The organism is Clostridium sp. OS1-26, assembly GCF_030915445.1.
Classification (GTDB): domain Bacteria; phylum Bacillota; class Clostridia; order Clostridiales; family Clostridiaceae; genus Clostridium_AM.
Map to the genome: position 1 here is coordinate 2,489,491 of NZ_CP133264.1, position 26,617 is coordinate 2,516,107.

The 26,617-nt window shown below is 30.4% G+C and carries 25 protein-coding genes, 3 pseudogenes and 1 riboswitch; of the genes and pseudogenes, 21 read left to right on the forward strand and 7 right to left on the reverse strand.

Annotated features, from left to right (window positions below; genetic code table 11):
• The first annotated feature begins 8 nt into the window (after nt 1-8).
• Nucleotides 9-443: a hypothetical protein gene (locus tag RCG18_RS12145; RefSeq protein ID WP_308041540.1), complete on the forward strand. Its 435-nt coding sequence runs from the start codon at nt 9-11 to the stop codon at nt 441-443.
• A gap of 64 nt (nt 444-507) precedes the next feature.
• On the opposite strand, the pseudogene RCG18_RS12150 reads toward RCG18_RS12145, so the two are convergent.
• Nucleotides 508-1,391 (reverse strand): annotated as a pseudogene (locus tag RCG18_RS12150) (LysR family transcriptional regulator).
• Between the two features lie 222 nt (nt 1,392-1,613).
• Here RCG18_RS12150 and RCG18_RS12155 point away from each other — a divergent pair.
• The 7 genes and pseudogenes from RCG18_RS12155 (at nt 1,614) to glpT (ending at nt 10,954) form a co-directional block, all read left to right on the forward strand.
• Nucleotides 1,614-2,447 carry a nitroreductase family protein gene (locus tag RCG18_RS12155; protein ID WP_308041541.1) on the forward strand — a complete coding sequence of 278 codons (834 nt, stop codon included), beginning with the start codon at nt 1,614-1,616 and terminating at the stop codon, nt 2,445-2,447.
• 214 nt (nt 2,448-2,661) lie between these two features.
• Nucleotides 2,662-5,268 carry a bifunctional acetaldehyde-CoA/alcohol dehydrogenase gene (gene adhE, locus RCG18_RS12160; RefSeq protein ID WP_308041542.1) on the forward strand — a complete coding sequence of 869 codons (2,607 nt, stop codon included), beginning with the start codon at nt 2,662-2,664 and terminating at the stop codon, nt 5,266-5,268.
• 208 nt (nt 5,269-5,476) lie between these two features.
• Nucleotides 5,477-6,174: pseudogene (locus tag RCG18_RS12165) on the forward strand (response regulator).
• A gap of 52 nt (nt 6,175-6,226) precedes the next feature.
• Nucleotides 6,227-7,306, forward strand: a complete 1,080-nt coding sequence (locus tag RCG18_RS12170; protein WP_308041543.1) for a HAMP domain-containing protein — start codon at nt 6,227-6,229, stop codon at nt 7,304-7,306.
• The gene (locus RCG18_RS12175) at nt 7,293-8,003 is read left to right on the forward strand and encodes an ATP-binding protein (RefSeq protein ID WP_308041544.1); all 711 of its coding nucleotides are present in this window, start codon (nt 7,293-7,295) and stop codon (nt 8,001-8,003) included. Before RCG18_RS12170 ends, RCG18_RS12175 begins: the two co-directional genes overlap by 14 nt.
• A 189-nt stretch (nt 8,004-8,192) precedes the next feature.
• Nucleotides 8,193-9,536, forward strand: a complete 1,344-nt coding sequence (gene pgtP / locus RCG18_RS12180) for a phosphoglycerate transporter protein PgtP (protein ID WP_308041545.1) — start codon at nt 8,193-8,195, stop codon at nt 9,534-9,536.
• A gap of 80 nt (nt 9,537-9,616) precedes the next feature.
• Entirely contained in the window at nt 9,617-10,954 is a 1,338-nt protein-coding gene (gene glpT, locus RCG18_RS12185) for a glycerol-3-phosphate transporter (RefSeq protein ID WP_308041546.1), read from the forward strand.
• 51 nt (nt 10,955-11,005) lie between these two features.
• On the opposite strand, the pseudogene dapB reads toward glpT, so the two are convergent.
• Nucleotides 11,006-11,820, reverse strand: a pseudogene (gene dapB / locus RCG18_RS12190) (4-hydroxy-tetrahydrodipicolinate reductase).
• A 5-nt stretch (nt 11,821-11,825) separates the two neighbouring features.
• A riboswitch (cyclic di-AMP (ydaO/yuaA leader) is annotated at nt 11,826-11,959 on the reverse strand.
• 290 nt (nt 11,960-12,249) lie between these two features.
• Between dapB and RCG18_RS12195 the strand changes: the two are divergent.
• Complete coding sequence (locus RCG18_RS12195; protein ID WP_308041547.1) at nt 12,250-12,882, forward strand: TrkA C-terminal domain-containing protein; 633 nt, start codon at nt 12,250-12,252, stop codon at nt 12,880-12,882.
• A 78-nt stretch (nt 12,883-12,960) separates the two neighbouring features.
• Here the strand turns inward: RCG18_RS12195 and RCG18_RS12200 are convergent, their stop codons facing one another.
• Nucleotides 12,961-13,641 (reverse strand): hypothetical protein, encoded by a 681-nt coding sequence (locus tag RCG18_RS12200; RefSeq protein ID WP_308041548.1) that lies wholly within the window; start codon nt 13,639-13,641, stop codon nt 12,961-12,963.
• A 371-nt stretch (nt 13,642-14,012) separates the two neighbouring features.
• Between RCG18_RS12200 and add the strand changes: the two genes are divergently transcribed.
• The 3 genes from add (at nt 14,013) to RCG18_RS12215 (ending at nt 16,619) form a co-directional block, all read left to right on the forward strand.
• Complete coding sequence (add, locus tag RCG18_RS12205) at nt 14,013-15,047, forward strand: adenosine deaminase (protein ID WP_308041549.1); 1,035 nt, start codon at nt 14,013-14,015, stop codon at nt 15,045-15,047.
• Nucleotides 15,048-15,263: 216 nt separating this feature from the next.
• Nucleotides 15,264-16,121, forward strand: coding sequence for a YitT family protein (locus RCG18_RS12210; RefSeq protein ID WP_374119091.1), 858 nt, complete (start codon nt 15,264-15,266; stop codon nt 16,119-16,121).
• A gap of 231 nt (nt 16,122-16,352) precedes the next feature.
• Nucleotides 16,353-16,619 (forward strand): late competence development ComFB family protein, encoded by a 267-nt coding sequence (locus RCG18_RS12215; RefSeq protein WP_308041550.1) that lies wholly within the window; start codon nt 16,353-16,355, stop codon nt 16,617-16,619.
• A gap of 454 nt (nt 16,620-17,073) precedes the next feature.
• On the opposite strand, the gene RCG18_RS12220 is transcribed toward RCG18_RS12215, so the two are convergent.
• Nucleotides 17,074-18,984, reverse strand: a complete 1,911-nt coding sequence (locus RCG18_RS12220) for a cell wall-binding repeat-containing protein (protein ID WP_308041551.1) — start codon at nt 18,982-18,984, stop codon at nt 17,074-17,076.
• 721 nt (nt 18,985-19,705) lie between these two features.
• Between RCG18_RS12220 and murI the strand changes: the two genes are divergently transcribed.
• Nucleotides 19,706-20,488 carry a glutamate racemase gene (murI, locus tag RCG18_RS12225; RefSeq protein WP_308041552.1) on the forward strand — a complete coding sequence of 261 codons (783 nt, stop codon included), beginning with the start codon at nt 19,706-19,708 and terminating at the stop codon, nt 20,486-20,488.
• 120 nt (nt 20,489-20,608) lie between these two features.
• Here the strand turns inward: murI and RCG18_RS12230 are convergent, their stop codons facing one another.
• Nucleotides 20,609-20,845 carry a hypothetical protein gene (locus RCG18_RS12230; RefSeq protein ID WP_308041553.1) on the reverse strand — a complete coding sequence of 79 codons (237 nt, stop codon included), beginning with the start codon at nt 20,843-20,845 and terminating at the stop codon, nt 20,609-20,611.
• Between the two features lie 196 nt (nt 20,846-21,041).
• Here RCG18_RS12230 and RCG18_RS12235 point away from each other — a divergent pair, with 196 nt between their 5' ends.
• Entirely contained in the window at nt 21,042-21,173 is a 132-nt protein-coding gene (locus RCG18_RS12235) for a flavodoxin (protein ID WP_308041554.1), read from the forward strand.
• On the forward strand, nt 21,170-21,532 hold the full coding sequence (locus tag RCG18_RS12240) for a flavodoxin (RefSeq protein ID WP_308041555.1): 363 nt from the start codon (nt 21,170-21,172) through the stop codon (nt 21,530-21,532). Before RCG18_RS12235 ends, RCG18_RS12240 begins: the two co-directional genes overlap by 4 nt.
• A gap of 13 nt (nt 21,533-21,545) precedes the next feature.
• Here the strand turns inward: RCG18_RS12240 and RCG18_RS12245 are convergent, their stop codons facing one another.
• A complete protein-coding gene (locus RCG18_RS12245; RefSeq protein ID WP_308041556.1) occupies nt 21,546-21,977 on the reverse strand; it encodes a DMT family transporter in 432 nt (143 codons plus the stop codon).
• A 103-nt stretch (nt 21,978-22,080) separates the two neighbouring features.
• Nucleotides 22,081-22,779, reverse strand: coding sequence for a cyclic nucleotide-binding domain-containing protein (locus RCG18_RS12250; protein WP_308041557.1), 699 nt, complete (start codon nt 22,777-22,779; stop codon nt 22,081-22,083).
• 194 nt (nt 22,780-22,973) lie between these two features.
• Between RCG18_RS12250 and RCG18_RS12255 the strand changes: the two genes are divergently transcribed.
• From RCG18_RS12255 to RCG18_RS12280, 6 genes are all read left to right on the forward strand, one after another.
• Nucleotides 22,974-23,141: a hypothetical protein gene (locus RCG18_RS12255; RefSeq protein ID WP_308041558.1), complete on the forward strand. Its 168-nt coding sequence runs from the start codon at nt 22,974-22,976 to the stop codon at nt 23,139-23,141.
• Between the two features lie 106 nt (nt 23,142-23,247).
• Nucleotides 23,248-23,568 carry a thioredoxin family protein gene (locus tag RCG18_RS12260; protein WP_308041559.1) on the forward strand — a complete coding sequence of 107 codons (321 nt, stop codon included), beginning with the start codon at nt 23,248-23,250 and terminating at the stop codon, nt 23,566-23,568.
• Nucleotides 23,569-23,701: 133 nt separating this feature from the next.
• Nucleotides 23,702-24,136, forward strand: a complete 435-nt coding sequence (dut, locus tag RCG18_RS12265) for a dUTP diphosphatase (protein WP_308041560.1) — start codon at nt 23,702-23,704, stop codon at nt 24,134-24,136.
• A 173-nt stretch (nt 24,137-24,309) separates the two neighbouring features.
• Complete coding sequence (locus RCG18_RS12270) at nt 24,310-24,594, forward strand: serine hydrolase (RefSeq protein ID WP_308041561.1); 285 nt, start codon at nt 24,310-24,312, stop codon at nt 24,592-24,594.
• A 246-nt stretch (nt 24,595-24,840) separates the two neighbouring features.
• Complete coding sequence (locus RCG18_RS12275) at nt 24,841-25,533, forward strand: response regulator transcription factor (protein ID WP_308041562.1); 693 nt, start codon at nt 24,841-24,843, stop codon at nt 25,531-25,533.
• Nucleotides 25,534-25,544: 11 nt separating this feature from the next.
• Nucleotides 25,545-26,531, forward strand: coding sequence for a sensor histidine kinase (locus tag RCG18_RS12280; protein ID WP_308041563.1), 987 nt, complete (start codon nt 25,545-25,547; stop codon nt 26,529-26,531).
• The last annotated feature ends 86 nt before the right edge of the window (nt 26,532-26,617 follow it).

Genomic DNA, 26,617 nt, shown 5'->3' on the forward strand with positions numbered 1-26,617 from the left:
TTTAAAGTATGAAAGAGAATTTAAAGGATTTTTTATTTAACTTGATAATATCTGTATTTATTGGACTATTTGTTGGTATGGCCGCAGTTACTGCCATAAATATGAATAGTCAAGCTGTAGTTACTCTGACTATTAGTTCAATAATTGGAGGAGTTATTGGAACAGTTTCTAGACTTGTTTTCATGTATATATTTGATATAAAACAAAAGGATGTAAAGTTGGCCTTTATATCAGTATTTATAATAATTGGGGTTATTTCCTGTATGCCATCTTTTTATATGCATTTGATTAAAAACAGTACTTTTTCTATAGCAGAATTAGTATCAATTTTAGTATCAGCGGAGTGTCTTGGAATGAGCTTTTGTTATTATTCTTATAAAAGATGCTTGAAATTTAACTTAAAGCTTATGAGTAAGAAAAAGCAGCTAACAAAAAAATATTAGAACAATGGATTTGAAGGTTCAAACCGCATACTTAAAATTAATTAGTATGCGGTTATTCAAGTTTCTAGCTGTTAGAACTCAATGATATTACATAATCTCTAAATTTTTTTGACATAGGAGACATATAAGAATCTTTAAGCCAGCCCATATAAGTGGTTTTATATCCAATGTCTTCTTTTATTTTAATAATGGAAAGTGTGTTTGTATTAATAAGAGGAGTGTTAGGAACTATGGTAATACCAGCACCAGCAGCAACCAATCCTCCCAACATGCTAACCTCATTAGGTTGTATAGAAATCTTAGGGGTATAGCCTATGAATTCAGAATAAGAAAGCATCATATCTTTATTTCCTTCAGAAAATACAATGAAGGATTCATCTTTTAAGTCCTTTAAAGAAACTTCTGTTTGGCTTGAAAGATGATGGTTTTTGGAACAATCAAAACATACTCTTCTTTTTTTACAGGTATTGATTTAATTTCAACATGCTTATGAAGATCATCAATATTATCATAAAACCCTAAATCTATTTTACCATCTTTTAAATCATTTAATATTTCGCTTGTAGACTCATGATTAAATTGAAATTTAGTATGAGGACAGCTTTTTAAGAAATCACTAATTATATAAGGCATAAAATAAGTACCAATACAATAGGTAGATGCAATAGAAATAGTTCCTTTATCAGGGTTTACCATATCATGCAATTCACGAATTCCTTTTTCGATTTCCAATAGAGCTAGATTTGCATGCTTTAAAAATGCTTCGCCAAAAGAGGTAAGTTTAACATTACGACCATTTCTTTCAAATAAAGGTACATTTAATTCAGCTTCTAGCTTAGAAATTGCTTTGCTTAAGGCAGGTTGAGTTACTGATGCCAAATTTGCAGCAGTAGTGAAGTTTTCAGTTTCTGCTATTTTTCTAAAATACTCTAATTGCTGTAGATTCATATATATACTCCTTATTATTTATTAAAAAGCAAAATGATATGACTTATAACTTTAAGTTATAGTTATGTGAATAATATTAATTAGACACACTCAATTATTTGATGGTATAATCCTAATAGAGTTAGGATTATATATATAATTTCATAAATTTATTATAAATTTTATTTATATATAAGTCAAAAGAATATTAAATAGAAAAGCCTATAAGGAGTGAGTTGTTATATGATGAATGTAAATACTGAAAAGTGTATTGGATGTGGACTATGTGTTAAGGACTGCTTTCCAAGAGACATAGAAATAGTTGATGGTAAAGCTAAGATTAATAATATAACCTGTGTTAAATGTGGACATTGTATTGCTGTATGTCCTAAAGATGCAGTGTCAACAGATGAGTACAACATGGAGGATGTGAAGAATTATAATAAAGATGAGTTTTTAGTTGATGCTGATAATCTATTAAACTTCATTAAATTTAGAAGAACTATAAGACAATTTATAGATAAAGAAGTAGAAGAACAAAAGATTTCTAAAATTATAGAAGCAGGTAGATTTACTCAAACTGGCAGTAATATGCAAGATGTTTCATTTACAGTAGTAAGGGAAGGTATGCAAGAACTAAGAGCTTTAGCACTAGAAAGCTTAAAAGAAAAGGGAGAGGTTATGTTAGCCAACCTGACTCCACAGACTATGAGATTTAAAAGATACGCAGAGATGTGGATAAGTATGTATAAAGAATTTAAAGCAAATCCTGATGAAAAATATAATGAAAGTGATAGACTATTCTTTAATGCTCCAGCGGTAATAGTAGTTACGGCTAATTCAGATGTAAATGGCGCATTAGCTTCTTCAAATATGGAACTTATGGCTAATGCTCTAGGTCTTGGAACTTTCTTCAGCGGATTTTTTGTATTAGCTGCGCAAGATAATAAAAAGATTATGGATTTCCTTGGAGTTAAGGAAGGCAAAAAAGTCGTAACATGCATGGTACTAGGCTATCCTGATGTAAAATATTTTAGAACTGCACCAAGAAAAGAAGCAGATATAATTTGGAAATAAAACTATTAAGAGACACCATTAATTAATAAAATATTTTAAAGATGCTAGATTAAGTAGCAATTTATAAAGAGAGTTTAAACGAAAGCTCTCTTTATTTTTGTATATTTCCTTAGTATTTTCTACTGGTCAACTATAATCTATGTACTTTAAGATGTAATAATAATTTAAGTATGTGAAAAGCTATTAGGGTATTAATTAAAAGGAGGAGTGTTTTATGAGAGTTACAAATAAAGAAGAACTTCTTCAAAAAATTAAAGAAGTTAGAGAAGCACAGAAAGTTTTTGCTACATATACTCAAGAAACTGTAGATGAAATTTTCAGGCAAGCAGCTATAGCTGCCAATAATGCACGAGTTCATCTTGCTAAAATGGCTACAGAAGAAACAGGCATGGGCATTGTGGAGGATAAAGTTATTAAGAATCACTTTGCCGCTGAGTATATTTATAATAAATATAAAGATGAAAAGACTTGTGGAATAATTGAAAGAGACCCTTCCTTCGGAATTATCAAGATAGCTGAACCTTTTGGAGTGATCGCAGCTGTTATACCTACAACTAATCCAACATCTACAGCAATTTTCAAGTCACTTATTGCATTAAAAACTCGTAATGGAATTATATTTGCCCCGCACCCTAGAGCAAAGGAAAGTACTATAGAAGCTGCAAGAATTATACTTGACGCCGCTGTAAAAGCAGGAGCTCCTGCTGGAATAATCGGTTGGATAGATGAGCCAAATGTGGATCTCACTCAATTGCTCATGGGAGAATCAGATATAGTTTTGGCTACTGGCGGGCCTGGCATGGTTAAAGCTGCATATTCCTCAGGTAAACCAGCCATAGGTGTAGGATCAGGAAACACTCCAGCAGTTATTGATGAAACTGCACATATAAAAATGGCTGTAAGCTCAATAATACTTTCAAAAACCTTTGATAATGGGGTAATATGTGCTTCAGAACAATCTGCAATAGTAGTTGAAAAAGTCTATGATGAAGTAAAATCAGAATTTGCAGAGAGAGGGGCTTACTTCTTAAATGAAGAGGAAAGAGATAAAATAAGAAGAACCATAGTAAAGGAAAATGGAGCCCTTAACGCAGATACAGTAGGTCAGGATGCAAGAAAAATTGCTGCTATGGCTGGAATTGAAGTGTCTGATTCAGTAAAGGTACTTATCGGTGAAGTAGAGTCTGTAGAATTTGAAGAACCTTTCTCACATGAAAAATTATCTCCGGTATTGGCCATGTATAAGGTAAAAGATTTTACAGAAGCTCTACATAAGGCGGCAAGGCTTATTGAACTTGGTGGTTTTGGCCACACATCAGTACTCTATACAGATCAGACTAAATGTAAGGATAGAATTGAAAAGTTCGGTGCAGTTATGAAGACTGGAAGAACCATTATTAATATGCCTTCTTCCCAGGGTGCTATAGGAGATATATACAATTTTAGACTTGCGCCATCCTTGACATTGGGGTGTGGATCTTGGGGAGGAAATTCTGTATCAGAGAATGTAGGAGTAAAACATCTAGTAAATGTAAAACACGTGGCAGAGAGAAGGGAGAATATGCTGTGGTTCAGAGTACCTGAGAAAATCTATTTTAAGTATGGATGTATGGGAGTTGCTCTTGAAGAGCTTAGAGACATGAAGAAAAAGAGAGCTTTTATAGTTACAGACAGAGTTCTATATGATTTAGGTTTTGTAAATCATGTAGTAAGTATCCTTGAACATACAGGTATAGACTGTAGAGTGTTTTCTGATGTAGAACCGGATCCTACCTTGGCAACTGCCCGCAAAGGTGCTGCTGAAATGAACAACTTTAATCCTGATGTCATAATAGCTTTAGGAGGAGGTTCTCCTATGGATGCAGCAAAAATCATGTGGGTGATTTATGAACATCCTGATGTAAGATTTGAAGACCTTGCTATGAGATTTATGGATATAAGAAAGAGAGTATACAGATTCCCTGACCTTGGCAGGAAAGCTATGATGGTTGCTATTCCAACTTCAGCAGGAACAGGATCTGAGGTAACTCCTTTTGCAGTTATTACAGATGAAGTAACGGGAGTAAAATATCCTTTAGCAGATTATGAGTTAACTCCAGATATAGCTATAATTGATGCGGAGCTAATGATGAATATGCCAAAAGGTCTTACTGCAGCCTCAGGTATAGATGCTCTTACCCATGCCATTGAGGCTATGGTATCCGTATTGGCTTCGGAGTACACAAATGGGTTGGCTTTAGAAGCTATTAGACTTATATTTAAGTACCTACCTTTGGCCTATACAGAAGGTGCAACTAACGAAAAAGCAAGAGAAAAAATGGCCCATGCAGCCACTATGGCAGGTATGGCATTTGCTAATGCTTTTCTTGGAGTATGTCATTCTATGGCTCATAAGTTAGGAGCAATGCATCACATACCTCATGGAATAGCAAATGCACTGCTTATTAATGAAACAATTAAGTTCAATGCAGTTGATAATCCAAGAAAACAGACCGCTTTTCCTCAATATAAGTATCCTAATGTAAGATGGAGATATTCAAGAATTGCTGACTACCTTAATTTGGGTGGAATCACCGAGGATGAGAAAATACAACGTTTGATTAGCGCAATAGATGAATTAAAGGCTAAGATCAACATACCAAAAACCATAGAGGAAGCAGGAGTAACTAGTCAGCGCTTTTATGCAACTCTTGATGTGATGAGTGAGCAGGCTTTTGATGACCAGTGTACTGGTGCAAACCCAAGATACCCTCTAATTGGTGAGATAAAACAAATGTATATAAATGCTTTTGAAGGAGCTGCTGATGAAAATGATCAGTAAATGTAGACTTTATTAAAATTTAATATAGAAAAATAGTAACACAGACTCTAATAGTGATGTGTTACTATTTTTTTATAATAAAAAATACCTATACTTACAGGATTATCTTGTAGATGAATAATTTTTAGGAAAATAAAAATATAGAAACGTTAAAATCTTTAGTATATACTGTAAAATATATATTGATATTTAATTGAGGGTGATTTTTATGAAAACAGGAAAAGTATTAATAGTAGATGATGAAATTAATATAACAGAACTTATTTCTGTAAATCTTGAAGAAAATTTTAATGTAGTGTGTTGTCATGATGGCTTGGATGCAGTAGAACTTGCAAAAAAGAGATTCCAGATATTATACTGTTAGATATTATGATACCGGGAATTGATGGATTTGAGGTTTGTAGAAGAATACGAAATGATGAAAGTACTAGAAAAATACCCATAATAATGCTTACAGTAAAAAGGGAAGAAAATGATAAAGTCAGAGGATTGAAACTAGGTGCAGATGATTACATAACCAAGCCTTTTGGTATAAATGAATTATTAGCTAGAATAGATGCTGTACTTAGAAGAGTAGATACGGTGTCTGTCGCTAATAACACAAATAACAACATTGTACAAATAGGAGATATAGAGATTGATAATAATAAATACGAAGTTAAAAAGAAAGGTGTTGTCATAGAACTTACTTTAAGGGAATTTAAGCTATTACAAACCTTAGCTAAAAATAAAGGAGAATTAGTTTCAAGAGAAGTTTTACTGAGTGAAGTATGGGGATATGGTAACCTGGGAGATTCAAGAACACTAGATGTGCATATAAGAAAATTGAGAAAAAAATTAGAAGATAACGATAAATTTCCTAAATATATAGAGACAGTAAGAGGCCTTGGATACATGATTAAATAAAAGCTGATAATAGTAGTTTAAAGTAAATATTATATTAGAAATAGGTGATTTAATGAGAAGAAAATTATTCATTACTTATATCATTTTAGTAATGGTAGGTTCTTTAATCACAGGAGCATTGTGCTTAAGTTTTGTAAGAACCTACTATGTAAAAAATCTTCAGGATAAGCTTATCAGTAATGGAAAATTGATTACTAATACTCTTTTAAATTTAGTGGATGAAAAAGCTGAAGTCAATTATCTTGTTATGGCACAAAAATTTTCTTCTCAAACTGATGCACAAATATCTTTTATAGATGATAAGGGGAATGTTTTGGCGGATTCCAGTAGCAGCTTAATACTTGAAAATCAGCTTGATAAACCAGAGATACAAAATTGTCTACACAACAAATCTGCAGTCAGTGATAGATACGATAGAATTAAAGGTGAGAGGTTCCTTTATGTAGCATTAAGTCCAATAAAAATATATGATAATGCAATTATAGTAAGGCTTGGGGTGTCTCTTAAGGGTTTTGATAACCTTAATAAAGTATTTTTAAGCTGTACTTTAATTTCCATACTTATAGGTGTTATTGTAGCGGTAGTCATTGGATGCTTTTTTTTAGATAATATGATGAATCCATTACAGAAGTTAAATAATGCGGCTAAAAGGATATCTAAAGGAAATTTTAATTATAAAGTAAGGATTAATACAAAAGATGAACTTGAAGAACTTGCAGATAGTTTTAACCATATGTCTTCTACAATAAATAATGTAGTATCACAGCTAAATTATAGAAATTTAGAACTAAATTCAATCTTAAATAGTATAACTTATGGAATATTAGTAATTGATATCAACTGGAATGTAATACTTTCAAACCCTGCAATAATAAAAATACTAAAGTTAGATAAAAACTTTAATATAGGACATAATTTAAAGTCTAGTATAAAATCACAAGAACTCTATAATTTAATTGAAGAAACATTTAATAATAACATACATAAAGAAAGAGAACTAAAGCTAACGGATAGTGATGATAAAATATATAAAGTATATACTAATTTAATAGATTATGATATTAAAAACTTGGCACATGAAAAAGGTATAGTTATTATTTTACAGGATATTTCAGGAAATGAAGCATCTTGAAAAAATGAGAAGTGAATTTGTTGCTAATGTTTCTCATGAATTAAAGACACCACTAACTACTATAATTGGTTTTGTAGATACTTTAAAAAGAAAGGCAGGAGAGGATAGGGAAAAGAGACAAAGGTTTTTAGGGATTATAACAGAGGAAGTAGAAAGATTAAAAAGGCTTATAGAGGACATACTTTTGTTGTCTCATTTAGAAAATCAATCTTCCTTAAACAATCTAGAGGAAGTAAATATATATAAAGAGTTAGATAATATTGTATATATGTTGACTCCTTCAGCAAGTAAAAAGAGTATATGTATCGATCTAATCATAAAGAAAAATTTTATATTGTATGTGAAAAATAAGGATTGGTTCAAGCAGGCTGTAATCAACCTTATAGATAATGCAATAAAATATACACAGCCAGGAGGAAGCATTAAAGTTTTATCATATGTAAAAGAAGATAAGGCTTTTGTTAGTGTAAAAGATAATGGCGCTGGTATACCAAAAGAAGATGTAGTAAGAGTTTTTGAGAGATTTTATAGGGTAGATAAATCTAGAAGTCGTAATCAAGGAGGAACAGGACTTGGTTTAGCTATTGTAAAGCATATAATATCTGAATTAGAAGGCAGTATATATTTAAATAGTGAGCTAAATAAAGGCAGTGAATTTATTATACAGCTTCCCTTAAATAGGCAAATTAGAAACTAACTAAAATTAACTAATAAGTCTTATTATTAAAAAATGGCAATTTCAGAAAACGTTGACAATGGGTATCAAATTATATATAATGTTAATAATGTTAAAATTGTTAATAATGTTAATAATGTTAATATTGTTATATGAATATTATATATGGTTTTAAATATTAAAATATTATTGATTTGGAGTTAATTAAAGATGATTAATTTTTTAAAACCATCAGCTGCTAAAACTTATTTATCTGAAGAAAATATAGACAAGGAATACAGAAAAGTACGGTTTCAAGTACTTACAACTATATTTATTGGATATGCAGCTTATTATCTTGTAAGAAAAAATTTTATACTAGCAATTCCTTATTTAGCAAAGGGAGGCTTAGATACGGCAAAAATAGGTTTTGCTGCCTCAGTTTTACCTTTCAGCTATGGATTAAGTAAATTTTTTATGGGAATTGTTTCTGATAGGAGTAATGCTAGAATATTTTTGCCTTTAGGTCTTATACTATCCAGCATTATTAGTATTTTACTAGGAATTACATCAAATATAGATTTAATAATAATTCTCATGTTTATTAATGGTTGGTTTCAAGGAATGGGATGGCCAGCTTGTGGACGAGTAATGTCTCATTGGTTTTCAGATAGAGAAAGAGGCATGAAAATGTCTATATGGAATGTATCTCATAATTTGGGAGGGGGAGTTTTAGCTACAATATCAGGTATTGGAATAATTATTTTTGGTACTTGGAAAAGCCTATTTTATTTCCCAGCAATAATTTCTATATGTGTAGGTATAGCCTGTCTTATATTTTTAAGGGACACGCCTCAATCATGTGGATTGCCTCCAATTGAAGAATATAAAAATGATTATCCAGAAGTAAATGTAGATGACAGAGAAAGAGAATTAAGTACAAATGAAATATTGTTTAAGTATGTATTAAATAACAAGTTTTTGTGGTATTTAGCTATAGCTAATATATTTGTGTACATGGTTCGCTATGGAGTTCTAGACTGGTGTACTCTTTACCTTACTACGGTAAAGGGAGCTCCTCAATGGCTTTCACAAAGGTGTTATTCTTTATATGAATATGCTGGCATACCAGGAATATTAGTTTCAGGTTGGTTAAGTGATAAATACTTTAAAGGTAGAAGGGGACCAATTTCAGCCATTTGCATGACTTTTGTGACATTGGCTATATTACTTTATTGGATGAATCCAGCAGATAATTATAGTGTTGATGTAATAGCTTTAATGCTTATAGGTTGCTTGATCTATGTTCCTGTAGTTCTCGTTGGAATTGCAGCTATAGATATAGTGCCTAAAAAAGCCGCTGGGACAGCTGCAGGTTTTACAGGGTTGTTTGGATATTTATTTGGAACGGCTTTGGGAGATTGGCTGATAGGTGTAATCCTTAAATTCAATGGCTGGAACTTAGTTTTTATGATGCTTGTTTGTGCTTGTGTTTTAGGAACATTATTTCTTGCGTTAACTTGGAATCTTCATGATAGAGAAAAAACTAATGAAGAAGAGGAATACCTTGTTTAATTCATATTTATATCATAAAAAAGTGAAAAGCTCTAAAATTAGAGTTTAAATATATTAAAATACAAGGGGGGACTTTTTAAATGTTTGGAATTTTTAAGCCTGCACCTCATATCAGTAGGTTGCCAGAAGAAAAAATCGATTCAGCCTATAAAAGATACAGAATACAGGTGTTTTTAAGTATCTATATAGGATATCTTATCTATTACTTTGTTAGAAGTAACTTTTCTTTAGCTAAAGCCTATTTAATAACTCAAGGTTTTACTAAAACACAATTGGGATTTGTTGCTTCAGCTCTTGGATTATCTTATGGAATAAGTAAATTTGTTATGGGTAATCTATCAGACAGGTCAAATCCAAGATACTTTTTAGCAGCAGGTTTAATACTTTCGGGAGTTGTAAATTTATTTTTCCCAATTACATCAAGTATTACTGCTATGTTTATATTAATGCTTCTAAATGGTTGGTTTCAAGGAATGGGATGGCCTCCATGCGGAAGAACGATGACTCACTGGTTTTCTGATGGGGAACGTGGAGTTAAAATGTCCATATGGAATACTGCCCATAATGTCGGTGGTGGATTTATAGCTGTTATTGCTTTAATTGGTGTTTCAATGTTTGGAAGTTGGAAGGGTTTGTTTTATTTACCGGCTATAATAGCTATTGTTGGCGGTATATTATTTATTATATTTGCTAAGGATACACCACAATCTGTTGGACTTCCTCCAATAGAAGAATATAAAAATGATTATCCAGAAGTAAATATAGATGATAGAGAAAGAGAACTGACAGGTAAAGAAATACTATTTAAGTATGTATTAAATAATAAGTATTTATGGTTTATTGCTATTGCAAACGTTTTTGTATACTTAGTTAGATATGGAGTTATAAATTGGGTTCCAACATATTTACAAGAAGCAAAACATTTTACTAGTAAAGATACAGCTATCGCTTTTCAGATATATGAATATGCAGCAATTCCGGGGACTATAATAGTTGGATGGATAAGTGATAAATTATTTAACGGTCGTCGTGCACCAATGGGGATAATTTGTATGATTGGCGTTACATTAGGTGTATTTGTTTATTGGAACAGCAGTAGTCTCATAGTTATAAATATTACACTAGCAATTATAGGTGCATTAATATATGGACCAGTAATGCTTATAGGTGTAAGCGCATTAGATATGGTTCCTAAAAAAGCAGGCGGTACAGCAGCTGGTTTTACAGGCCTCTTTGGATATATGGGAGGACAGGTTGTAGCTGAAATAGTAATGGGGATAATTGTAGATGGGTTTGGTTGGAACGGCGGATTTATGCTACTTTTAGTATCTTGTGTACTTGCTATAGTATTTTTATCCTTCACTTGGAATGTTCATGATAGATCTAAATATAATGAGAATACAGAGGTAACTGTATAGGGTTTCATTTTGAAACCCTATTTTTATGAGTTAAAATTGAATTTATTTTTGTTAACCTAAGGCGCTTTCTAAAGTATTAATATATCCATACAATATTTTTTTAAGGTCCAATATATCTTTCATTTCATAATATCCAGATTTTTTATAAATATAATTTACTGCATTAACAGCTCCTAGTGCAAAAGCTTTTCTTGAAAAAGATTCATGGCTTATCTCTATTTTATCATTTTCTCCAATTATAAGAACCTCATGCTTTCCTACCACGCCACCAGCCCGTACAGCATGAATAGGTATATCTTTATTATATACTCCTGCTGTTTCAAGTCCATTTTCTATTTCATGGGATAGCTTTAAAGCAGTACCTGAAGGTGCGTCTTTTTTATTCTTATGATGGATCTCTGTAATTTGAAAATCGTAGTTATTTAATATATTGGCTGCAATATTACTTAAAAGCATTACTACATTTACACCTAAGGTAATATTAGGTGCGTACACTATGCCGTTGTTAAACTTATGTGCTATATTTTGAAGCTTATCAATATCTTCTTTAGTAAAACCTGTAGTACCTATAACCAAGTTGACCTTCATTTTAGATAGTGTTATAACATTTTCCATAGTTGCATTAGGACTTGAAAAGTCTATAACTACATCAGGTTTAGTTTTAAAAATAATAGATTCTAGCTCATCAGAAGTGCTTATTTTTACTCCTATTTCGTGTTTTCCAAGTAATTCTCCTAAGTCCATTCCTTTTTTGAACTCCCCATACTGCAGATTGCTGCCACAATTTCCATGTTAGCTTGTTCTAAAATTCCCTCTGCTATATGTTGTCCTGTTTTACCTAAACCTATTAAGCCTACTTTAATCATATAAAATACCTCCTCTTTTGACGCTTACGAGGTTAGCTGACGGACTCGGACAAGAGGGTTATTCCTACCCAACCTCAATTGAGATTCGCCCCGAAGTATTGGTTCCCCCGTTCTTTTTAGGATTCAGCGTTCTTTCAAAATATAGTAACAACTTTATTGTAACATATAAGTTGTTACTTGTCATTAATAGCCAATACGTCTATTTCAATTTTAAGTATCAGTTTACATTTTGTACAAAACTTCAAATGCGTATGTTTTAATGTAAATCAATATTAGATAAAGTTAATGATTATAAGCTTAAGTAAATTGTTAAATTATTATTTACATAATAGAAAGAATAACCTATACTATTTATGGATTTAATTAATCCAACATATTGGAAGGGGGGAATTGTTTTAAGATTAAGTACATCTTAAAACAAAACTTAAAATGTCAGAAGAGTATGTGACGAAACCTGTATATCAAAAGATTGCAATTGATATAGCAAATAGAATAGTAGGTGGAGATTTTTCTATAGGTGACAAGCTTTATGGAAGATCATCTCTTGCAAGTCATTATAACGTCTCACCGGAAACTATTAGAAGAGCGATTATTCTTTTGCATGAAATGGATATAGTAGAAGTAGCAAAAGGTAGTGGAATTACTGTTAAATCCGTAGATAACTGTTTAAGGTTTATAGATAAATTTAAAGATATAGGTTCTGTGAATTCATTAAGAAAAGAAGTATTAGATTTGCTAGAGGAGAAAAATGTATTAGAAAGAAAAATAGAAGGAGCAATTAAAGAACTTATAGATTATTCCAATAGATTTGCAAGTACTAATCCTTTTGTACCTTTTGAGTTTGAAATAGACAAAGGTCTCAATATTATTGGAAAGACTATATCGGAAAGTAAGTTTTGGCAAAATACAAGTGCTACCATAATAGGCATAAGACGGGAAGGGAATTTGATACTTTCTCCAGGACCTCATGCTACATTTGAAGAAGGTGACATTTTCGTAGCAATAGGTGATGAATATAGTTATTATAGAATTAAAAAGTTTCTTTATGAAGAGAATAAGTAATTAAATTTAATATAGGTAACATCCGTAGATTTATATAAATGAAATCTGCGGATGCTTTTTTATCTATATAAATATCTTCTACTTAAAGTGTTTAATGTAATAACTCTCATCATAATTTCTTTCTCTTAAAGGACAGACATTAGCATTACACATATAGCAATTTTTATAATCAGTTTCATTGTGAAAATAAATTCCGGAGTAGGTTTTTTCAGGAGTCATAAAGAAATTACTATCAAGGACAACTCCTGTAGGGATAACCTTATCCTGTAGAATATTAAAAATATTTTCTTGTTCTTTAATATCCCAATCTACAGTGGAACCTGGATTTACTCTTGCTAAACTTCCCGTATTAAAGTTTTTTTCTATGTAATTTTTAAGTAGAGTATGACATTGAATTAAGATTTCTTGAGTTATAAATTCAGCAATTTTTTTTTCAAATTTATTATTATTAGAATCACACCAATGTTTGAGTTCAGTACCACAAGTAACTATATAGGGGAAAGCTTTGTTTTCTGAGCTTAAGTTCACACTAATAACTCTACTATTGAATTTTATTCCATCTAACACTACAAAGTTATCTCCTCTTTCGCATATAAAACATTCCTTAAAAACAGCTTTAGGAACTGCTATTTTTTCAGCTTCTTTTGCCAAGTTTTCTATAATCTCAATATTTTCATCCTGAGAAAGATTTAATTTTTTTGATATTTCATAAGGTTTTATAGAAAAATTAAAATCTTTCATTAGTATACAATTATTCATTTCAATATCCTCCGTTTAAACTATTTGTTATAAATAATTTTAAAGCTTTTGGTAATGGCTGTAAACCCTAGTTAGAAAGTAAAGTATTTAGTCTCATTTATCCGATGACTACCCGCTCTAATACTCCCTCTTCTAAAAGAGGGAGTAAAGAGCGGCTACATCCCTGGATTCGTTCAGCTAAGAATCAGATCGGGTTAAAACACTACCTGATTCAAGTTTCACTTTATTTGAAAGTATAGTTTCTATTACAGGTTTTATTAAAGAAATTAATGAAAAAAATGCAGTAATTAAGCTTTTGTGATAAAATATATCCCAAGATAAAACAAGATATAATATTGTGCATTAAATATTAACTATAAGGACGGGATATAATGGATTTGATAGAAATTGTTAAAGCTTTGCCTAAAACAGAATTGCATTGTCATTTAGATGGCAGTATAAGGACAAAAACTATACTTGATATCGCTGAAAAGGAAAATATTGAAATTCCAACAAAAGAATTAGTAGACTTTGAAAAATACGTAAAAATTCTTGGAGAGTGTAATTCGTTAAAAGAGTATTTAGACAAATTTGACTTACCAATAAAAGTTATGCAAAAGCATGAACATATATATAGAATAACTTGTGAATTATTAGAAGATCTTTCAAAACAAAATGTCAGATATATTGAAATAAGATTTGCACCATTTTTTCATATCAAACAAGGGCTATCAGTAGAAGAGGTTATAGAGACAGTTTTAAAGGGAATGAAAGATAGCAAGAAAAAGTATGGAATAATGTCCAATTTAATAGTATGTGCTATGAGACATGAGAGTATTGAAACAAGTAAGCAATTAGTAGAAATATCTAAAAATTATCTTAATAAAGGGATAGTCGCGGTAGACCTAGCAGGTAATGAACATGATTTTCCGCCAGAACTTCATAAAGAAGCTTTCGATTTAGCTAATAGTTATGGATTTCACTGTACTATACATGCAGGTGAAACTGGCATACATGAGAACATAATAAAGTCTATTGAATTGCTACATGCAGAAAGAATTGGTCATGGTGTATATGCCTTTAAGGATGAAAATACAGTTAAATATCTAAGGGATAAGAAGATTCCCTTGGAAGTTTGCATAACCAGTAATGTAAACACAAAGGCTGTCGAGTCTTATAATGAACATCCGGTAAAGACTTATTTGAATGAAGGGTTAGTTGTAACAATAAATACAGATAATATTACTGTTTCAAACGTATCTATAATTGACGAATATAATTATCTAATAAAAGAACAAGGATTTACTTTGCGGGATATATTAAAGGTAATAAAAAATGGAATAGAAGCTTCCTTTGCGTCTAGAGAAGAAAAAAGTATTTTAATAAAAGAATATGAGAATACTTTACGAAAACTTAAACTCGTTTAAACATTATATAAAAACTGTTGACGATATTATAAAACATAATATCGTAAACAGTTTTATTTGCTATGAAAAGAAAATCTTCACTTAAAAATAAAACATTAATTTCAGTATATATAAGTATAGTATATTATAAGTAATTTTGCTAAAGTGGTATATTATTTTAACAAAAAATAAAAAAGCATCATATAATATTAATAAGTAAGTAAAGGGAGGTAATATATGACAGAAATGCATAATAAGCATTTACGATTAATAAGTAGAATTTTCTTTATGATGCTAGGAGCTACTTTAGTATCAATTGGCTTAGAAGTGTTTCTCATACCTAATAATATAATTGATGGAGGAATAACGGGAATTTCGATTATTTTAAATTATTTAACCAAAATTCCTCTAGGAGTATATATTTTCATACTGAATGCCCCCTTCTTGTTAATAGGATATAAACAAATCGGAAAAACATTTGCACTTTCCACATTATTTTCAGTAACCATGCTATCAATTGGAGTAACAGTTTTTCAACCTATAGATAGTATAACTCAAGATGTATTATTAGCCTCTGTTTTTGGAGGGATAATAGTAGGAGCTGGTGTTGGGCTGATAATACGAAATGGTGGTTCATTAGATGGAACAGAAATCGTAGCTATTATAATGGATAAAAGCTCGTCGTTTTCCATTGGAGAAATAGTAATGTCTTTCAACTTATTTATACTAAGTAGTGCGGGTTTTGTTTTTGGATGGGATAGAGCCATGTATTCATTGATAGCATACTTTATTGCATTTAAGGTTATTGATATTACTGTTGAAGGGTTAGATGAATCAAAGGCTGTTTTTATTGTATCAGAAAAATATAATGATATAACTGAGGCTATAATGGCCAGGCTTGGTAGAGGCGTAACTCTGCTTAAAGGCAAAGGAGCATATATGGGGAGGCCGACAAACGTAATATATGTTGTAGTAACACGTTTAGAGATATCTAAATTGAAATCAATTGTGCATGGCTTTGATGAAAATGCTCTTGTTACTATTGGTAGTGTAGAAGTATCGGGAAAAATACACAGAAAGCGAGCTATTCATTAACGAAAAGCACGATATAGGAAAGGGAATATAAATAAACTTCAGTTTTATTATTATATTTACATCCCCTTTTCTATATAATAATTACTAAAATTTAAATGGTTAATTATGACAAAAATTGATTAGTATAATTTAATCTTATTACTAAATCTTCAAAGTTGTTACATTATATGTTAATATTATGTTAATTAATATCTATGCATAAGAATATATAATTAACTAAGGGGGATAGAAATGCTTAAAAACTATATGGAGGTTGTTGTTGATCATTTAATACCAGATATTTTGAAACGATACAACAATATATGCAAATGTGAATTGTGTGTTGAAGATATAAAGGCTGTGGCGTTAAATAATTTAAAGCCCATGTATATTGTAACTGAGAAAGGAAATATATATGCTAAAGTCAACGAACTTAAATCACAGTTTATGACCGATGCAATTACAGAATTGGTGAGAGCAATAGAAATAGTTTCAAAAAAACCAAGACATAGTGTATAAGACTAAAAGTTCAAAAATTAATTTATTCAATTATTACACATTGGAGAGGAATTATCCAAGATTCAGATAAGGTGCAGAGCCAAATCTGAATCTAAGAAATTCTTTATAAAATAAAAACTTAGTGTGTTCATTTATATATTGAGCAACTTTTGTGCCAACTGTAAAAGTGGTATTTTACGTTAAGTTATTTGCTTGTATTTATCATAATGATAAACAGACTTCTTCTAAGCTTCAGGTGGAGTTTGTCTTCGACCACTGGGCAATTTTGCCCGTTAAATGCCATTTAGGCATTTAACCTCTATCTGAAGCTTATTAACAGTGCTTTCTATAATATATCATAGAGCAACAATTTATGTTACTTATCAAAGTGATAAGTCTTTATCACTTTGATAAATAGCTTTAAGGCATCAAATAAAGTGAAGTGTAGAATTAGATATTTATTTGAATAAAATTATTATTTGTTTAGTCTTAAAGCAATGGTTGACCAGAAATCGCTATTTTCTAGACCTAACCTCCACATTGCTGCCCCAGATAAATCACAATTATTCACAATATCTAATTTGTAGCCTATGCTCGTACTATTCTCAAACCAAACTGTATGATAGACACCTGAGCTATCGGTGTAGTTAAAGTAAGGACTTTTAGAAGTTGAGTCCCATTTTACTGTAGAGTTATATTTTGCAGCTGTATTATATGCCTGTTGTATGCTATATGCATCTGCTTTTTTTCCTGTGGATGTCCAATCATATGCATAGGAAGCTATACCAACCATTATTTTATCCTTTGGAACAACGGTAAGGGTATAGTTTACTACATTCTGCACCCAATCTATAGATGCTATGGGGCCAGGTGTTCCACCAGACCAATGTTCATCATATGTCATAAGTATAATCTTATCCGAACTCTTAGCAATTTCAGCATAATCAAAAGGACCAGCCCAGTTATCGGTAGTATTGTCCATAGTTTTAGCTGGAACAGCTATTGTTACTTCAAAGCCCTGAGGATGAAGAACATTATAAAGTTCTTTCATAAAAGTAGAAAGATAGGCCCTGTCATCATAATAAACTCCCTCTAGGTCTATGTTAACGCCTTTATAATTATTTGCAACTAACACGTTAAGTATGTTATTAATTAACTTACTTCTATTACTGCTGTTTTCAAGCGCACTTTTTGCTATATCTCCATCAAAATTATTAGTTATCATAGCTAAAGTTGAGATTTTATTTTTAGAAGCATAATTTAATTGATCTACCGGTATATCGCCGCTTATGTTTCCATATCCATCAGTATGAAAGGTATCTGTTGCTATTTCATCTATTAGGTCAGAATTACTTATCAGTGAATTATAGGAAGCGTTATCTCCAGAATAATAATATGTACTATAGCCTAAAAAAGTTTTAGATGGTTTAAGTATTCTTTGTACTAAGGAATCAGGTATAATGGAGGTTCCACCAAGCAGTTTAACGAAGGAAATAGACTCACTATTAGACTCAATTGTGGATTTAGCTCTATAGTAGGAACCATCCGTTAATACGATTGGTGCAGAATTTTTTGAAGCTGCAGAGGATCCACTTAATGCATCAGGAAAATTCTCACCACTTGCAAAATAAATATTATTAAAATTTATGTCATTTGAAAATTCATTTAAAATTGCTGCATTAGTGCTATATCTGTCAATTCCACTTAATCGTTTTACATTTTCAAGTCCATTAACAGCATTGTCGCTTACAGCTCCTGTTCCTCCGATTACGTAGAAATTGTTTATACTATTGGCATTTATGTACTTCTTAACATTAGATGGAAGAAATTTTGAAGTAGAAAACAATATAGGCATTTGCTTTGAAGCAGCTATAGATGCTGCTGACAACGCATCAGGAAAGTTTTCCCCAGAACAAATAAATGCTCCATTGTTTGAACCAACAATTTCGGCTACTTTAATACTAGTTTCGTATCGATCTTGTCCATATAATCTAGTACAAGATATGTTAAGAGAGGTAAGTGTATCTTCAATATTTTTAGATATTACCCCTGGGCCACCAATTATAAAAACATTTTTTGTTTGTAGACGCTTTATTTCTTGTAGTATTTCATTATTTAAGTTTTCCTTTTCTGTCAGCAAAATCGGAGCATTATATTTTTTAGCTAAAGGTGCAGCGCTAAGTCCATCAGGAAAATTTTCTCCAGAAACTAATACTACATAGTCTGATTGACTCCAGCTATCTTGAGATATCTTTACGGAAGTCCCATATCTGTCAATACCAGCTAGTCTCACATTTGAAGCTGCAGCAGATGCTTTTGATGATATTAATGACAGTGCAATGAAAAAAGAACAGGTTAGCGATAGATATTTCTTCGTATTTAACATTAATTGCCTCCTTAATTAGTGTACAAATTATTGTATTGATTTTAGAAACTTGTTCATTATTTAAGTACGGTAAGATTATTTATTTTATATAGGTACAAGCGGTATATAATCTATTATCGTAGAAAATTATATGAAGTACAAAAGCATATGTATCCATGATTGTAATCATATTCCAAGTGGGATGAGAGTGTTAGAGCCAGTAAGTCATAGGATAAAAAAGTTAAGACTCAAAAGAAATAGCTCAGCTTGTTGCTGAGCTATTTCTTTAGGGTTTGATTGTTAAATTATATGGGGTTTAAAAATGGTTTTAAGTACTTACATATATTCTATTAAGCATTTTTCATGCCAATAGAGTAAATGGCTATTTTATGTGGAAATATGTTGAGAAGTTTATCATAATGAGAAGTTTATCTTTGTTAAAAGAAAAAGATTAAAGTTAGTATTTATCAAAAAATAGTATAATTTGTTTTTATCAAAGTGATAATAAACTGTTTTATCAAAATGATAAAAGTTATCAAAGTGATAAAATGTTAAAGTTATTAGTTGCTTTTTAAATCAATATGGAATTTTAAGTACTTTATGGAATGTATTGTAGAAATAACGAAGTAGCAATATGCATTTGTAGTAAATTACGTGAAACAAAAAGATTTGTTATTATGGTATAATAAAGCTACATAAATGTTAAATTTACATATAGATTTTATTTATTGGAGGAATAAAAATGCAAATAGGTTTTTTTGATTCTGGTATTGGAGGTATTACTGTATTGCATGACACGCTAAAAATGTTACCTCATGAAGATTATATATATTACGCAGATACATTAAATGTTCCATATGGACCAAAACCGAAAGATGAAGTGAAAAAACATATTTTTAATTCTATAGAATTCATTATCCAACAGAAGGTTAAGGCGATAGTTATTGCTTGTAATACTGCCACAAGTGTAGCAATTGAAGATTTAAGGTCTAAATATAGCATTCCAATTATAGGGATGGAACCAGCTGTAAAACCTGCTGTTGAAAAAAATAAAAATACAGATAAACGAGTTCTAGTAACTGCTACTGCTTTGACTTTAAAAGAAGAAAAACTACAAAATCTTATTACTAAATTAGATAATGAACATATTGTTGATTTATTACCGCTTCCAGGATTGGTTCAATTCTCGGAAAGATTTGAGTTCAATGAACAAATAGTATTGCCTTATCTTAAAGAACAGTTATTTAAATATGACTTAAATAAGTACGAAACCGTTGTTTTAGGGTGTACTCATTTTTCTTTCTATAAGGATATGTTTAGAAAATTACTTCCATCACATACGAATATAATTGATGGAAACATTGGTACTGTAAAAAATCTAAAAAGAATTTTAGAAGGAACAAACTCTTTAAATGAAGGTAGTGGCAATATTATTTTTTATAATTCAGGATACAAGGTTGAGGATAAAGCAAAATTAGATAAGTACAGTGAATTATTTAAAAGATTAGATGATATTAACGTATGAAATTTACTACCATAGAACACTATTCAATATGATTTAAGATTAAAATATAAAGTTTTATAACTTATCTTTCTTATACTATGTATTAAAGGAGGGCGAGCTGCCGTCCTTTAATTTTTTATATTATCTATCATTAGGCTTTCCTAATACATACATATTGATTTGATCACTAGCATCATAAGAGAAGCTACCTGTGTAAACATTGAGAAGTTTCCAGCCTTGTTCAAGTAAATCATTTACTTCATTTTGACTGTGAGTTTCTTGTACCTTAACGATATTTAATAAATTCTCATTTATCATATATTCACCATCTCCTTTGATGTTGTTAACATTAGTTAACAGGTATGGGCATTTTATCAATTAATTGCTATAATATAATTATATAATTTAGTTGAAAAATTCATAGGTACAATCATTAAATAACTTTGATATTTAATTTAGCTATAGACACAGCTATTAACAGTTTTAATAAATCAAGTATCTAGATTGGGTATCTATAGATAAATTTAGATTGTGTAATTAAGTAAAATATATGTTTTGAGAGGTGAATTTTATAATGAAAAAGCTGGTAGTATTTTATTCCTTTGAGGGAAACACGAGGTATATTGCTCAAAGTATTGCGAAGGCTATTAATGCGGATTTATTAGAGCTAAAGCCAAAAAAGATGTTAAAAGCAAAAGTTTTATGAAGTACCTTTGGGGTGGAAAACAGGTTGTACTTGGACAAAAACCTGAGCTTGAAAGATTGGATAAAGATCCTAATGAATATGACTTTATAATTTTTGGCACACCAGTTTGGGCTTTTAGTTACGCACCAGCATTTAAAACCTTATTTTCTCAAATAAAAATAAATGGGAAAAAGGTTGCTTTATTTTGTTGTAATGGCGGTAATAAAGGTAAGACATTTACAAATATGAGAGATGAATTAAAAGAAAATGACATATTAGGAGAAATTGAATTTATTGATCCAACTAAAGGTGATGAAAAGAAAGCAGAGGAAGCTGCTGGTTGGGCTAAAAAGATTTTTAGTGATATAGAAGAAGGTTAAGGATACCTTCTTCCTACCCTTTTAATTTAAATACAATTAAACCAAGTATCATTAAGAATAGTCCTGCTATCTTAGTAAAATCAAACTTGACTTGAGTTACTCCAAACCATCCAAAGGTATCAATCAGAGTGCAGATTAGTAACTGACTAATTATAAGCAATGATACAGATAATGTTGGACCTAGTAGAGATATTCCTTTCATAACACAGAAAACTATAATAACACCAAAGACGCCTCCGAATAAATATATCTTGTTTACCTCGCCTATTTTGCTAATATTGCCTTTAGCAAAAATAGCTATTACTAGCAAAGAAAAAAGAAATCCAACAGCATGTACAACAGCTGTCGTTTCCCATAATCCTATTTTATCACTTAAACGTGTATTAAAAATTCCTTGTATACCTATTAAAATTCCAGCAAGTATTGAAAGAATTGCTCCAATCATAAAATATCCTCCTTTAAACATCGTAATTTACGCTTATTTCGTACAGATGTAGATGTAGGGTAAATAATTAATTGATACAAATGTTGTTTTACAGGCAATGTAATTATTCATACATGTTACCATCAGATAACTCTTTTAACTTATCTATATCTTTTATAACAATTATGCTGCCTTTTTTTTCTATAATGCCTTTAGAAATAAAATCATTAATAATTCTGTACAGGTGTCTGTAACTAGTTCCAAGTAAAGTAGCTAAATCAGTAAATTTTGAAGTCTTAATTTCACTAATATTAGTAGAATTATTTTCATCAAAGCTTATTGATAAAAGATAGCTAGCTAGCCTACTTTCAAGAGGATATAAAAGGTTTATTGAAGCTGAATTTGAAACGGCATATAGCTTTTGGCTGAGATTCTTTATTATAAATCTCAAAAATTTGGAGTCATTATATGCATGACTTAAAAGATCATTTGTTTTTATGCCTATAATTATAGATTCATTAACAGATTCTACATTACACTGAGTTTTAAAATCTGTTAAAAACTCAATATCTCCTAGTATATTTAGAGGTTTGTTAAATCTGAGTAGTATAGATTTGCCATTATCATGTAATGTATATAGCTTAAGTTTACCTTTTACAAGAAAATACATATAGTTCATTTCACTACTTTTGGAACAAACTAATTCACCTTTGCTAAAGCTAAAGAGTTCCATATATTGAACCATATCTTTTTCAAATATAGAATTTAAGTTATATTTTTCTATATAGGAAAGGAGCATATTTAGATTGTTAATTCGCCTCATTATTACCTCCATCTTTAAGCATTATGATGTATACTAGTACATATTCTAAGATATTATATATTTAAAACGATAAAATTATCTAACATAATTAGTATAAATGAGGGATTAGAATAAAAAAAGGACATATGTCATATTAGTCTTATTATATATGCATATATCCAGATAATGGTACTATAAGATTAAATAAATATGATTTGAAAAAAGAATTTCATAAGGCCATAGAGAAGGTTGGAGCTATTGTTGAGGTGCCAAAATTTCATTCTTATTTATCTGGACGCAAAAATCTTGAACTTATGGCAAATCTAATACCAGATATACCTGAAGGAAAAGTAGATGAAGTTTTAGAGGAGTTGGTATGTTAAATAGAGCTAATGATAAGGTAAAGGGAATATTATTTTATATTTTAAGTATAAGTATTTTTAAAAAGAGAGATATTTTAATTTAATAAATTTTAGTGAGGATAACTTTATGGAAATATTAAATTCAGTAGAAGAAATTAAAAATTTTATAAAAGACAATAGAATAGCTATGCTTTATTTTTCATCAAACAGCTGCAGTGTTTGTGTTGATCTTTTGCCAAAGCTTCAAGAGTTGCCTAAACAGTATCCTAAAGTTAAATTTGCAAAAATAGAAATTGATAGTATTCCAGCTGCTGCTGGAACTTTTAGTGTATTTACTTTACCTTGTATTCTTATGTTTATAGATGAGAAAGAAACTATAAGAGGGGCAAGGTTTATTAGTATTATGGAGCTAAAAGAAAAAATTGAAAGGTATTATAGTCTTATGTAGGGCTTAAGGCCGAAGGTTAGCTTATGAGAAGATTAAATTATATATGAATATAATAAACGGCGGAGACGTTGTGCTATAATATTTTATGTAAATGCTGCAATAGATTAAGACACTATAGAATGGAGGGACAAACATGATTGAATTAAAAGTTAAAAGAATAAATGAGGAAGCTAAGATGCCAGAGTATGCTCACGCAGGGGATGCTGGATTAGATCTATTTTCAGTAGATAACTTGATGATATTACCTGGGGAATCTAAACTTATTAAAACAGGAATACAGATAGAACTTCCTAAGGGAACTGAAGCTCAGATAAGACCAAGAAGTGGATTAGCCTTAAAAAATCAAATAACAGTGTTAAATACACCTGGAACAATAGATGAAGGTTATAGAGGTGAAATAGGCATAATATTAATTAACCATGGTAAGCAGGAGTTCTATGTAGAAAAAGGGATGAAGATTGCACAAATGGTTGTTAAACCTGTGTTCACTGTTACTATAAAGGAAATAAAAGAGCTTACAGACACATCAAGAGGAGAAGGTGGCTTTGGTTCTACAGGAGTTAGGTAAGGTTAACTTCTATTGTTGAAACCCATGAACGTATATAACTGTATTGGAGAAATCCAATATGGTTTTTTTATTTTTAATTTTACAATGCAAAGTACGGAGATATAATTGCTGAACATAACTTTGAAGAAGCAAAACCAACTCTTTTATGGTCTGTAAGCAAGACATTTACATCTATGGGAATCGGTATTGCAGAAAGTGAAGGATATTTTAGCTTAAATGACAAAATTGATAAATCTGAATTCAATGAGTATTTTGCAACAATGGATCATAAACAAGGATATGGTTATCAAATATGGATGAATTCATATCCTAATTCCTATCGAATGGATGGATTGTATGGACAATATGTAGTAATATTGCCAGAGAAAAATGCAGTTATTACATACGTTTCAAATGAGCAATCAAATATGACAGGAGTTTTAGAATTAACATGGAACACAATAGTTAATAAACTATAATTTAAAGATTATAGAAGGGAAAAGTTATTAGATAAATATTGAGTCATCATTCGCTTGAGGGCGAGGTTATGTCTGCTTGAAACTTCAAGCCAATGCTTAGTATTATTAATCAAAACTTGTATTTTCAAGGTTTAAAGATTACAAGATAAATAGTATAATTGTTCTGAGAAAATAATACCAGATTGGCAAAATAGTACATGGTATTTTGAAGTTCTTTATAAGATGCTAAATTAGGGAGAAATCAATATGAAATACAAAATATATATTATAGAAGATGATTTATCAATAAGCAATTTGCTACAACAATATATATCTAAATATGATTTTGAGGTAAGAGCAGAGGATAATTTTGAAGATATAATGATAGGCTTTAATGAATATAAACCAGACTTAGTATTGCTAGATGTTAATTTACCTAAATTTGATGGGTTCTACTGGTGCAGAAAGATAAGACAGCAATCGAAGATACCTATAATATTTATATCTGCAAGAGACAGCGGAATGGATCAGGTTATAGCTTTGGAGAGTGGAGCAGATGATTACATATTGAAACCATTTTATTTTGATGTTGTTATTGCAAAGATAAAAAGTCATATAAGAAGAGCCTTTGGAGATTATGCACATAAATCAGAGGAAAGAATAGTAGAAGTTGATAGTTTAAAGTTCTATCCAGAAAGATTAGAAGTGGAGTTTAATGGTGAAAAATTAATCATCACTAAAAGGGAAGGGATACTCCTAGAATGCCTTATAGAAAAGTACCCTAGGGTAGTTAGTAGAGATTTTCTTTTAGAAAAGATATGGGATGATATTGAATTTGTAGAGGAAAATACCTTGAGTGTAAATATCAGCAGAATAAGAAAAAGGCTTCAGGCTATAGGTATAGACAATGGCATAGAGACTATAAGAGGGGTAGGTTACAGGTTAAATAAAACCTGGTAGCATTAAATGATATGAAATTATTTTTAAAGGATAATAGAGGTTATATTTTTATATATTTATTAAGTTTAGCTCTAACAATCATGTATTGTAATGTCATGGGGTTTATAAAGTTTAGTGAGATTATTTATATAATGATATTTAATACATTTATTTTAGTGTGCTTTTTAGCTTATAAATATTATCAAAATAGACAGTTGTACAAATTGCTTCAAAATAAGATAACTTGTTTAAATGATGCTTTTTTAGAACTTGGCAGTTCGGACTTAAGTCGAAATATTTCTGATATATTAAAGGAGCAGCATAATTTATATGAAGCTGAAATACAACAGTGTAATAAAATTCATAATGAGCATTTAACTTTTATTAATCAGTGGGTACATCAAATGAAAACACCTCTCTCCGTAATACAACTGCAGCTTCAAGAGTATCAAGGAGAAGAAAAGACTTTAAGCATAGAAGAAGAGATTAGTAAATTAAATAAAGGTTTAAATATGGCAATGCATTATGCAAGAATAGATTCTTTTAAAAAAGACTTTCTAGCAGAGCAGATTTCTTTAAAGAAGTTAGTTCTTGACACAGTAAATGATGAAAAGAAGGTTTTTATAAAAAGCAGAATAATTCCTAAAGTAGAAATAGATGAAGGTATTGAAGTATATAGTGATAAAAAGTGGTTAAAGTTTGCATTAGGGCAACTTATTATTAATGCCATAAAGTATTCAAAGGATAAGGGAAAAGAATTAATTATAAAAGCCTGTGAAGATGAAAAAGAAATTAAATTAAGTGTTATTGATTATGGAGTAGGAATCCCAAGTAAAGATATTAAAAGAGTATTTGATCCATTCTTTACTGGAGAGAATGGACGTAAGTTTGGGGAGTCTACGGGTATGGGATTATATATAACTAAAGAGGTTTGTAGGAATTTAGGGCATGAATTAGAAATAGAGTCTAATATTAATGAAGGAACAAAGGTTACAATAATATTTGAAATAGCAGTGTAAGACATATTAAAGATATCTAATAATATTCTGGTCTATTTTTGAAGATGTATATTAAATAGCAAATGGATAGTTTAACTATTTATTTG

Excerpts from the sequence above, each read along its gene's own strand:
- RCG18_RS12145 (WP_308041540.1), top strand. The coding sequence starts at position 9 with ATGAAAGAGAATTTAAAGGATTTTTTATTTAACTTGATAATATCTGTA.
- RCG18_RS12155 (WP_308041541.1), top strand. The coding sequence starts at position 1,614 with ATGATGAATGTAAATACTGAAAAGTGTATTGGATGTGGACTATGTGTT.
- adhE (WP_308041542.1), top strand. The coding sequence starts at position 2,662 with ATGAGAGTTACAAATAAAGAAGAACTTCTTCAAAAAATTAAAGAAGTT.
- RCG18_RS12170 (WP_308041543.1), top strand. The coding sequence starts at position 6,227 with ATGAGAAGAAAATTATTCATTACTTATATCATTTTAGTAATGGTAGGT.
- RCG18_RS12175 (WP_308041544.1), top strand. The coding sequence starts at position 7,293 with ATGAAGCATCTTGAAAAAATGAGAAGTGAATTTGTTGCTAATGTTTCT.
- pgtP (WP_308041545.1), top strand. The coding sequence starts at position 8,193 with ATGATTAATTTTTTAAAACCATCAGCTGCTAAAACTTATTTATCTGAA.
- glpT (WP_308041546.1), top strand. The coding sequence starts at position 9,617 with ATGTTTGGAATTTTTAAGCCTGCACCTCATATCAGTAGGTTGCCAGAA.
- RCG18_RS12195 (WP_308041547.1), top strand. The coding sequence starts at position 12,250 with ATGTCAGAAGAGTATGTGACGAAACCTGTATATCAAAAGATTGCAATT.
- RCG18_RS12200 (WP_308041548.1), bottom strand. The coding sequence starts at position 13,641 with ATGAATAATTGTATACTAATGAAAGATTTTAATTTTTCTATAAAACCT.
- add (WP_308041549.1), top strand. The coding sequence starts at position 14,013 with ATGGATTTGATAGAAATTGTTAAAGCTTTGCCTAAAACAGAATTGCAT.
- RCG18_RS12210 (WP_374119091.1), top strand. The coding sequence starts at position 15,264 with ATGACAGAAATGCATAATAAGCATTTACGATTAATAAGTAGAATTTTC.
- RCG18_RS12215 (WP_308041550.1), top strand. The coding sequence starts at position 16,353 with ATGCTTAAAAACTATATGGAGGTTGTTGTTGATCATTTAATACCAGAT.
- RCG18_RS12220 (WP_308041551.1), bottom strand. The coding sequence starts at position 18,984 with ATGTTAAATACGAAGAAATATCTATCGCTAACCTGTTCTTTTTTCATT.
- murI (WP_308041552.1), top strand. The coding sequence starts at position 19,706 with ATGCAAATAGGTTTTTTTGATTCTGGTATTGGAGGTATTACTGTATTG.
- RCG18_RS12235 (WP_308041554.1), top strand. The coding sequence starts at position 21,042 with ATGAAAAAGCTGGTAGTATTTTATTCCTTTGAGGGAAACACGAGGTAT.
- RCG18_RS12240 (WP_308041555.1), top strand. The coding sequence starts at position 21,170 with ATGAAGTACCTTTGGGGTGGAAAACAGGTTGTACTTGGACAAAAACCT.
- RCG18_RS12245 (WP_308041556.1), bottom strand. The coding sequence starts at position 21,977 with ATGATTGGAGCAATTCTTTCAATACTTGCTGGAATTTTAATAGGTATA.
- RCG18_RS12250 (WP_308041557.1), bottom strand. The coding sequence starts at position 22,779 with ATGAGGCGAATTAACAATCTAAATATGCTCCTTTCCTATATAGAAAAA.
- RCG18_RS12260 (WP_308041559.1), top strand. The coding sequence starts at position 23,248 with ATGGAAATATTAAATTCAGTAGAAGAAATTAAAAATTTTATAAAAGAC.
- dut (WP_308041560.1), top strand. The coding sequence starts at position 23,702 with ATGATTGAATTAAAAGTTAAAAGAATAAATGAGGAAGCTAAGATGCCA.
- RCG18_RS12270 (WP_308041561.1), top strand. The coding sequence starts at position 24,310 with ATGGGAATCGGTATTGCAGAAAGTGAAGGATATTTTAGCTTAAATGAC.
- RCG18_RS12275 (WP_308041562.1), top strand. The coding sequence starts at position 24,841 with ATGAAATACAAAATATATATTATAGAAGATGATTTATCAATAAGCAAT.
- RCG18_RS12280 (WP_308041563.1), top strand. The coding sequence starts at position 25,545 with ATGAAATTATTTTTAAAGGATAATAGAGGTTATATTTTTATATATTTA.